Origin of the sequence: Sphingobium sp. (assembly GCA_023266575.1) — a bacterium.
Lineage (GTDB): Bacteria > Pseudomonadota > Alphaproteobacteria > Sphingomonadales > Sphingomonadaceae > Sphingobium.
In genome coordinates this window covers 186,012-194,727 of record JAHFPV010000005.1, presented here as the reverse complement: position 1 = coordinate 194,727, position 8,716 = coordinate 186,012, and the positions used below count along the sequence as shown (strand labels likewise).

The 8,716-nt window shown below is 62.7% G+C and carries 8 protein-coding genes; 2 read left to right on the top strand and 6 right to left on the bottom strand.

Annotated elements, in window-relative coordinates:
* Window positions 1-144: 144 nt before the first annotated feature.
* Both Q0D44_RS07865 and Q0D44_RS07860 read right to left on the bottom strand, forming a co-directional pair.
* Window positions 145-1,044: a DUF481 domain-containing protein gene (locus Q0D44_RS07865; protein WP_294134987.1), complete on the bottom strand. Its 900-nt coding sequence runs from the start codon at window positions 1,042-1,044 to the stop codon at window positions 145-147.
* A 55-nt stretch (window positions 1,045-1,099) separates the two neighbouring features.
* Window positions 1,100-1,585, bottom strand: coding sequence for an RNA pyrophosphohydrolase (locus Q0D44_RS07860; protein ID WP_119745946.1), 486 nt, complete (start codon window positions 1,583-1,585; stop codon window positions 1,100-1,102).
* Between the two features lie 217 nt (window positions 1,586-1,802).
* On the opposite strand from Q0D44_RS07860, the gene Q0D44_RS07855 reads away from it, so the two are divergent.
* Together Q0D44_RS07855 and Q0D44_RS07850 are read left to right on the top strand one after the other, a co-directional pair.
* Window positions 1,803-3,179, top strand: a complete 1,377-nt coding sequence (locus tag Q0D44_RS07855) for a deoxyribodipyrimidine photo-lyase (RefSeq protein ID WP_294134984.1) — start codon at window positions 1,803-1,805, stop codon at window positions 3,177-3,179.
* Window positions 3,180-3,215: 36 nt separating this feature from the next.
* Window positions 3,216-4,484, top strand: coding sequence for a cyclopropane-fatty-acyl-phospholipid synthase family protein (locus Q0D44_RS07850; protein WP_294134982.1), 1,269 nt, complete (start codon window positions 3,216-3,218; stop codon window positions 4,482-4,484).
* Here the strand turns inward: Q0D44_RS07850 and Q0D44_RS07845 are convergent.
* The 4 genes from Q0D44_RS07845 to chrA form a co-directional block, all read right to left on the bottom strand.
* Window positions 4,468-4,851 (bottom strand): hypothetical protein, encoded by a 384-nt coding sequence (locus tag Q0D44_RS07845; RefSeq protein WP_294134980.1) that lies wholly within the window; start codon window positions 4,849-4,851, stop codon window positions 4,468-4,470. The two genes, Q0D44_RS07850 and Q0D44_RS07845, sit on opposite strands and share 17 nt — an antisense overlap.
* A 69-nt stretch (window positions 4,852-4,920) precedes the next feature.
* Window positions 4,921-5,646 carry an SDR family NAD(P)-dependent oxidoreductase gene (locus Q0D44_RS07840; protein WP_294134978.1) on the bottom strand — a complete coding sequence of 242 codons (726 nt, stop codon included), beginning with the start codon at window positions 5,644-5,646 and terminating at the stop codon, window positions 4,921-4,923.
* Between the two features lie 159 nt (window positions 5,647-5,805).
* A complete protein-coding gene (purF, locus tag Q0D44_RS07835; RefSeq protein WP_294134976.1) occupies window positions 5,806-7,284 on the bottom strand; it encodes an amidophosphoribosyltransferase in 1,479 nt (492 codons plus the stop codon).
* Between the two features lie 148 nt (window positions 7,285-7,432).
* Entirely contained in the window at window positions 7,433-8,629 is a 1,197-nt protein-coding gene (gene chrA / locus Q0D44_RS07830; RefSeq protein ID WP_294134973.1) for a chromate efflux transporter, read from the bottom strand.
* Window positions 8,630-8,716 lie beyond the last annotated feature (87 nt).

The window sequence follows — 8,716 nt, the reverse complement described above, 5'->3', positions numbered from 1 at the left end:
TCGCTAGAAAAATCGTCGTCCTCGCCAATCGCCTCGTTGCCGAAAATCGAACTTGGTCCCCAATCCATGCTTGACCAACAAGACAGATGCTCGACTTCGCTCGAAACGAACGGAGGTTGGGCATCATTCCAACTCTATTGGCCGCTAAAAATCATAACTCAACGTCACCCTGCTGAGTGTGTTGAAATTGCGCGACGACAGCAACGTCTCAGACTCATACTGAACGTTGTAGGACAAGGCCGCCGACCAGCGCGTCGCCACCTTCGTCTCCATCGACGTCAACGCATTGAGCGAATAAACGTCGCTTTCGGCATAGCCCGCCGCGGTCTGCTTGAAGGTCAAGGTCGGACTGGCGCGCCAAGCCAGCGCCATCGACCCGCGCGCGCCCAGCTTGGTTTCCCGCACCCCGATCAGATATTTGGCGTGCCGCACCGATGGGCCGATATCGACCAGCAGGTCCACCGGCTTGCTGACGATCAGCTTGTAACCCACGCCGATCGACGCGGTGTAGCGCTCATCATAGCCGATCGACGTATCCCGCTCGAACTGCGCCAGCCCATAGGCAAAGCCGCGCGGGTCGAACTGGAACTTCGGCTCATAGCCCGCAAAATAGCGTTCGCGCGACGTCACGCCATTGGCCCGGCGATAGTCAGCGGCTGCGCTCAGCTTGTGCGACCATTGAATGCCGTTGCGGGTGGCGGTTGCAGTCCCGCTGATCCCGATTTCGCTGGTGGACCCGGTCGACCGGAACCCGCCTGCCTCGACCCGCCCGGTCCACAATTCAGTAAAGCGCGCTTCACGAATCACCGTGTCATGAGTGGCCTTGGTCCGCTCTTTCCAGCTGTTGACCAGCCGCTGGATTTCGTCCGCCGACCCCGGATTGGTCTGCCGCGCGATCTTCGCCACGGTCGCAATATCCGTCTCATTGCCATTGGCGATCGCCGCCTCCAGCATCTCCCGCACCGAAGGCGGCAGCAGGGCCGGATCGGCTGCATAGGCCGGAGTGGTAAAGAACAGGGCGAGGGGGATCAAACAAGCGCGCATGATCTATGTCATAGTCGCAAGACCGCGAAGGTTAAGCCCCTAAGCGACGGATCGCTCAGATAAGCGCCCTGAACTCCTGCAAAATGTCGCGATACAGCTTGCGTTTGAACGGCACGATCAACTCCGGCAGCGTCTCCGGGTCGGTCCAGCGCCATTCGCGAAATTCAGGATGCTTGGTCTGGATGTTGATATGCTCATCCTGCCCCAGAAAGCGGGCGAGGAACCAGAACTGGCGCTGTCCGCGATATTTGCCGCCCCACAGCTTGCCGACCAGTTCGGGCGGCAGATCGTAGAAATGCTCGTCCTTGGCGGTGGCGATGATCTTCACATGATCGCTGACGATACCGGTTTCTTCGTGCAATTCGCGCAGTGCGGCATCCTTCGCCTCTTCGCCCTCGTCGATCCCGCCCTGCGGCATCTGCCAGGCCTCCACGACATTATCCAGCCGCTGGCCGACGAAAACCTTGCCATCCATATTGACCAGCATGATGCCGACGCAAGGCCGGTATCCGCGTTCCTGTTCTTCGGGCGTCGAAGCCATTTTGTCCCCTGATTACGCTATTTCGACCGCGACATACCCCCCGGAGCCGCCGACATCGTTCCTGTTTCTCGCGCCAAGGATAGGGTGGGTGGCAGCATCCGTCCATTGATCGAATCACCTTTGGACGGATTTGACCGCCACAAATATGACCATCTGCCTTGGCAAGATGCTTTATCGGTCGCTTGGAACCGGTCCTCTCTGGCGGCATTGCAGCACAATGACCACACCCGTCCTGCTCTGGCTTCGCCAGGATCTTCGCCTGACCGATCAGGCCGCGTTGTTGGCAGCCATCGAAGCAGGGCCAGTAATCCCCATCTATATCCTGGACGATGACACGCCGCGCCAATGGGCGATGGGCGGGGCGTCGCGCTGGTGGTTGCACCATAGCCTGTCGCGGCTCGACGAAAGCCTCCGTGCGAAGGGATCGCGGCTCATCCTCCGGCGCGGCAAGTCGGCGGAGATATTGGCGCAGCTCGCCGCCCAGGTCAGTGCCGGCAGCGTCCATGCCCTCCATCATTATGAACCCTGGTGGCGGAACGCGGAAAAGGCGGTCGCTAAGACGCTCGACCTGCACCTCCATGATGGCGGCCTGCTCCTGCCGCCTGGCGCGGTGCGGACCGGGGGAGGGGGCATGTATCGCATTTACACGCCCTTCTCCCGCGCGGTGATGACCCACATGCCGCCGCCCGCCCCGCGCCCTGCGCCCGACCATATTCCCGCGCCAGCGTCATGGCCCGACAGTGATTCGCTGGACGATTGGGGACTGCTGCCGACCAGCCCAGACTGGGCGACCGGCTTCGTGCAGGACTGGACGCCGGGGGAGGCGGGGGCGCAGGCCAATCTCGCCGATTTCCGGGGCGAAGCGCCCGACTATGCCACAGCCCGCAATCTACCCTCGATCGAGGGAACGTCACGGCTCTCGCCACACCTGCACTTTGGCGAAATCTCCCCCGCTACCGTCTGGCATCAGGTCACAGGTTCGGACGAAGGCCCGACAACCTTCCTTAAAGAGCTGATCTGGCGCGATTATGCCCACAACCAGATCGTTGAATTCCCGACCTATGGCTCTGCCAACGCCCGCGGCGAATTTGATGCGCTGCCATGGCGCGACCTGCGGGAGGCCAAGGCTGACTTCACCGCCTGGCAACAGGGCCGCACCGGCTACCCGATCGTTGACGCAGGAATGCGTCAGCTCTGGACGACAGGCTGGATGCACAACCGCGTTCGCATGATCGCGGCCAGCTTCCTGATCAAACATCTGCTGATCGACTGGCGGCATGGCGCGCGCTGGTTCTGGGACACTTTGGTCGATGCCAGCTACGCCAATAACAGCGTCAACTGGCAATGGGTCGCGGGCAGCGGCGTGGACGCCAACATGTTCGTCCGCATCATGGCCCCGCTGGTCCAATCGGAAAAATTCGATGCTGCTGCCTATATTCGCGCGTGGGTGCCGGAACTCGCCGACCTGTCCGACGCCCATATCCATGATCCTGACGCGCACGGCGTCCGCCCTGCAGCCTATCCGGCCAAGATCATCGGCCATCGCGAAGGTCGCGAGCGTGCATTGGCCGCCTATCGCCACGCCAAGGGGTGATTGCAGCGCGGCGCAGCTTGATGCAAGATTGACGTCATGAATGCAGTCGATCCCCGGCGCGGCAAGCGCCCCCTGTCCGTGCGGCGTCCGCCGCGATCGGGGGCCGTCAGCGCGTTCGCCCGCATGATCGGCCCACAATTCCATCGCCTGCTCGATCGTATCGACAGAGGACTGCATCATGGTGCGATCGACGCGACCCTGCCGGACGGCACTCGCAGGCTGCTGGGCGGCCGCGCGCCGGGGCCGGAATGTGAGGTGCATCTGCTCCACTGGCGCGCGCTGCTGCGGCTGGCAACAGGCGGCTCGTCCGGCTGGTATCGCGCCTGGGCGGCGGGCGAATGGAGCAGTCCCGACCCTGTGCCGCTCTTCGCCCTGTTCATGGCGAACGCCGTCGCGCTGGGCAAAGCCGCTCGCCCATGCGGCCCCGCCCGCTGGGCTGGGCGCCTGACCCACTGGGCGCGCCGCAACAGCCGTCGCGGATCGCGCCACAATATCGCCTTTCACTATGATCTGGGCAATGATTTCTACCGCCTCTGGCTCGACCAGAATATGCATTATTCCAGTGCCTTGTTCCTCGATCCTGTCAGCCGGATCGAAAGTCTGGAACAGGCGCAGAGGCGCAAGGTCGATGCGATCCTCGACCGGCTGGACCTGACCGACGGCGCGTCCCTCCTCGAAATTGGCTGTGGCTGGGGCGGTCTGGCCGAACAGGCGATGGAACGCCACCCGATCAGCTACACCGGTCTCACTTTGTCCACCGAACAGGCCGATTATGCCCGCGACCGGTTGGGGTCAGGGGCCGACATCTGCCTGACCGACTATCGCGATGCGCGGGGGCAATATGACGCCATCGCAAGCGTCGAAATGGTCGAAGCGGTCGGCCAGCGCTACTGGCCCGACTATCTTGCCGCCATTCACCGCCTGCTCAAACCCGGCGGCCGCGCCGCGATTCAATATATCCTGATCGATGATGCGATCTTCGAGGGCTATGCGCGTGGGGCGGACTTCATCCAGACCTATATCTTCCCTGGCGGGATGCTCCTGTCCGAAAGCCGATTCCGCGCTCTTGCAGAGCAACAGGGACTGATCTGGCAGGACGTCCACCGCTTCGGCATCGACTATGCCGAAACCCTGCGCCGCTGGCGCGAACGCTTCGACCGCGCCATCGACGAAGGCCGGTTGCCTGCCAGTTTCGACCAGCATTTCGTGGCCTTATGGCGCTTTTATCTGATGTATTGCGAAGGTGGTTTTCGCGGAGGCGGGATCGACGTGGCGCAGGTTACGCTGGTCAAGCCTGCCGGATAGCGCCACCGGGCTTCACCAACCGCATTGCCAGAGCCGTAGCCAGAATAGGCGCCACCACGCCACTGATCATCATCCACAATGGATGCGGGATCGCCCAGAAATTATAGAGAGTCGCGGCCAGGATCACTGCGCCCACTATGGAGATCGCCATCCTGCGATGCGCAATCTTGCCTGCGACAAAACCACCACCAAGCACACCCAAGAACCAGCCCACGACGACAGATAAGAGCAATGGGATTGGCAATGTTGCGGGATTCCCGGCGTCAAGTGTCGCTGGCCACAGCGCGTGACCGATCATCTCAAAACAAATGACAATTAGAATCGCGACGATGATGCCCACAACCGTGGCAAGGATGATCCTTATCATTGCCAATATCCCTCCGCTCAGGAGAGAATATCATCATCCCAATCACGCGTCACGCCCATGAAGGGGTGATCAGTCGACCCGCATCCGATGCCCGGTCGGCGTATCCGCCACGACCAGATTCACGATCGCGTCCGCCACAACTTCCGGTCCCTTGAGCGTCGCGGGATCTTCCCCTGGAAAGGCGCGCGCGCGCATCGCCGTGCGGGTCGCGCCCGGATCGACGATATGGGTGCGGATGGCAGAGATATTCTTCATCTCCTCGCCATAAGCACCCACCAGCGTCTCCAGCGCGGCCTTGGACGCGCCATAGGCACCCCAATAGGCGCGGGGCTTGACGACCGATGACGTCACCGCCACCACCCGCGCATCCTTGCTCGCTCGCAGCATCCAGTCGAACGCCGCGATCAAGGCTTGCGGCGCAGCGATATTGAGCGTCAGCAACCGCGCAAATTCCTTGGCGTCGATCGCGGGCACTGCCGCCAGCGCGCCCAGCGTCGCAGCATTCAGCACCAATATGTCCAGCGCGTCCCATCGCCCGGCAATCGCCTGTGCCAGCCGCCCGATGCTTTCCCCGTCGATCAGGTCCAGCGGCGCTATCGTCGCATGACCGCCCGCCTTGTGGATCGCGTCCTCCACTTCTTCCAGCCCGCCAGTCGTCCGCCCGGTCAGCACGACATGCGCGCCTGCCGCCGCCAGCGCCTGCGCCGTCGCCGCGCCAATGCCACGGCTGGCCCCGGTAACAAGCGCCAGTTTACCGGAAAGAGCCAAATTACCTGAAGGAAGCGTGTCGGTCATAAGTCTCGCCAGTTCAGCGACGCATTATAATGCGCCAGTCCTATCTTCCGTTCGCCCTGAGCTTGTCGAAGGGCCGCACTTCTTGAACAGAAGGGCAGGGCTTCGACAGGCTCAGCCCGAACGGGGTTTAACATATCAGATGAGCGTCGGAGAAGTCCGTCAGGCGACCCGTTCCGCCAGCAATTCCAGCTGGTCGGTGACCACCACATCATCCTGGTCGGTCAGCGTGGTGGGATAGTCGCCGGTAAAGCAGGCATCGCAATATTGCGGCCGTCCACCTTCGCGCCTTGCTTCGCCCAGAGCCTTGTACAGGCCGTCGATCGAGATGAAGGACAGGCTGTCGGCATGGATGAAATCCTGCATCCCGCCCACGTCCAGCTTGTGCGCCAGCAATTTGGTGCGTTCGGGCGTGTCGACGCCATAGAAGCAGCTATGCTTGGTCGGCGGCGAGGCAATCCGCATATGGACCTCCGCCGCGCCAGCCTCGCGCATCATCTGCACTATCTTGAGGCTCGTCGTCCCGCGCACGATCGAATCATCGATCAGCACGATCTTCTTGCCCTGGATCAGCGCCCGATTGGCATTATGCTTCAGCTTCACGCCCAGATGGCGGACCTTGTCGCCCGGCTGGATGAAGGTGCGGCCGATATAGTGGGACCGGATGATGCCCAGCTCGAACGGTATGCCCGATTGCTGGGCATAGCCGATCGCCGCTGGCACGCCGCTGTCAGGCACCGGAATGACATAATCCGCCTCGACCGGATTTTCGATCGCCAGCTGCGCGCCGATCGCCTTGCGGACCGAATAGACGCTGGACCCGTCAACGATCGAGTCGGGACGGCTGAAATAGACATGCTCGAAAATGCAGGGGCGCGGATGCACGTCGCCAAAGGGGCGATGCGACCGGATTTCGCCCGCATTGGTCACGATCACCAGTTCGCCCGGATCGATCGAGCGGATATAGTCCGCGCCTACCACGTCGAACGCGACGGTTTCCGACGCGAACATGATGGTATCGCCCAGCTTGCCCATCACCAGCGGACGAATGCCCAGCGGATCGCGGCAGGCGATCATGCCTTCGGGCGTCATGACGATCAGCGAATAGGCACCCTCGACCTGCTTCAACGCATCGATGAACTTGTCGAGCAGGGTGCGATAGCTGGACGTTGCGACCAGATGGATGATGACTTCGGTGTCGGACGTCGACTGGAAGATCGACCCGCGCCGAATCAGCTCCCGCCGCACCTTCATCGCGTTGGAGATATTGCCATTATGGGCAATGGCGAACCCGCCCGAATTGAGTTCCGCATAAAGCGGCTGCACATTGCGCAGCGAAGTCTCACCCGTGGTCGAATAGCGTACATGGCCGCAGGCGGAACCGCCCGGCAGGCCGCGAATCACCTCGTCCCGGTCGAAATTGCCCGCGACATGGCCCATCGCCCGGTGGGTATGGAAATCATGTCCGTCCCAGCTGGTGATACCGGCGGCTTCCTGCCCCCGATGCTGCAGCGCATGAAGGCCTAGCGCCACGATGGCAGAGGCTGTGTCAGCGCCGGAAACGCCGAAAATGCCGCATTCTTCGCGCAACTTGTCGTCGTCGAAAGGGTTGGTCGTGATCATGGGTGTGAGCGGGTCCATAGCCGATCCTGTCCGACCGCAGGGGCCGGGCTTTGGCGCGCATATAGTCACTCTCGTCCCGTTTGTCGCCCTCCTGTAACAAAAAAGCGTGGCAGGCCGTTCCTTTACCGACCCCGGTGGGGCGAAACGGCCCGGAAGGGCCTTGCCGTCAGAGCGCAATCAGCCAGCCAGCCGCCGCCCCGCCAGCCAATATGGCGGGCGTGACCCACGCGCCCTTGACCCGCCAGGCGATGACAAGGGCTAGGGCGAACAACGCCGCCGCGATCAGCATAGTGTCCACGCGCGCAGCCGTCGCCAGCGCCAGCTGGGCAAAGGTCGCCGCGATGATTCCCACCACCGCCGCCGCCACGCCGGTCAGCAACCGATGTAATGTCGGATTGGCGACCACCGCCTCCAGCCGCTCATAGAACAGCATCGAAAAGGCAAAGGCAGGCAGGAACATGCCCGCCGTCACGGCGAGCGCGCCCAGCGGCCCGCCCGCGACATAGCCCACAAAGGTCGCGAAGATCACCAGCGGCGCAGGCAGCACCCCTGCCAGTGCTATTCCGTCCAGAAACGCCGAATCGCTGATCCACCCGCGCCCGACCGTGTCGGCCCGCACATAGGGGATCGCCGTATAAGCGCCGCCAAAGGTCAGCAGTCCGCCCTTCAGCCCGGCAATGAACAGCATCGCCAGCGTCGCAGGCGCGTGGGTGACGATCGGCCCGGCCGCACCCGTCGCTCCCACGAAATGCTGCATGATCATCGCGCCCAATATCGGCACCAGCAGCACCACAACCGCCACGAAGGGCCGCTCCGCCGCCGCATAGGCCAGTCCTCCGGCCAGCAGGATGATCCAGAATGGCACCGCCATCAGCGTCGCGATCAGCGCCACTATGGCTATGCCAGCCAGTAAACGGTCCTCGATAATATGCTGGCCGATCCGCACCACCGCGCGCGCAATCACCGCCAGCACGACGATCTGCACGCCCAGCAGCACACCGGTCAGCCCGACATGCCCCGCGATCCAGCCGACATAGAGCCAGCCCGCAATCATCATCAGCGCCAGACCAGGCAGCATGAATCCCAGCCCTGCCAGCAATCCGCCGATGCGTCCGCGTGCCATCATCCCCAAATGGACGCACAGTTCATGCGCTTCAGGTCCGGGCAACACCTGCAACACCGCCAGCAACCGGTTGAAGCGCGCAGGCGCGATCCAGCGCTCCTCCTCGACCAGCGCCTGGCGCACCATCGCAATCTGCGCCACCGGCCCGCCAAAGGCGAGCGCGCCGAAACGCAGGAATTTCAGGAACAAGGCGATCAGGCTGATCGGCGGCGGTCGGGTTATATCCATCGGGTCGGTCATGAAAGCGCTCCTGACGCCGCAGGCACGGCGAAGGGAACGGACTTGGACGGACCCCGTCTGACCGGGCGTCCGTGTTGGCCCGATGCT

Coding starts and splice junctions, on each gene's coding strand:
- purF (WP_294134976.1), bottom strand. CDS start 7,284: ATGGACCCGCTCACACCCATGATCACGACCAACCCTTTCGACGACGAC.
- Q0D44_RS07840 (WP_294134978.1), bottom strand. CDS start 5,646: ATGACCGACACGCTTCCTTCAGGTAATTTGGCTCTTTCCGGTAAACTG.
- Q0D44_RS07845 (WP_294134980.1), bottom strand. CDS start 4,851: ATGATAAGGATCATCCTTGCCACGGTTGTGGGCATCATCGTCGCGATT.
- Q0D44_RS07860 (WP_119745946.1), bottom strand. CDS start 1,585: ATGGCTTCGACGCCCGAAGAACAGGAACGCGGATACCGGCCTTGCGTC.
- Q0D44_RS07865 (WP_294134987.1), bottom strand. CDS start 1,044: ATGCGCGCTTGTTTGATCCCCCTCGCCCTGTTCTTTACCACTCCGGCC.
- chrA (WP_294134973.1), bottom strand. CDS start 8,629: ATGACCGACCCGATGGATATAACCCGACCGCCGCCGATCAGCCTGATC.
- Q0D44_RS07855 (WP_294134984.1), top strand. CDS start 1,803: ATGACCACACCCGTCCTGCTCTGGCTTCGCCAGGATCTTCGCCTGACC.
- Q0D44_RS07850 (WP_294134982.1), top strand. CDS start 3,216: ATGAATGCAGTCGATCCCCGGCGCGGCAAGCGCCCCCTGTCCGTGCGG.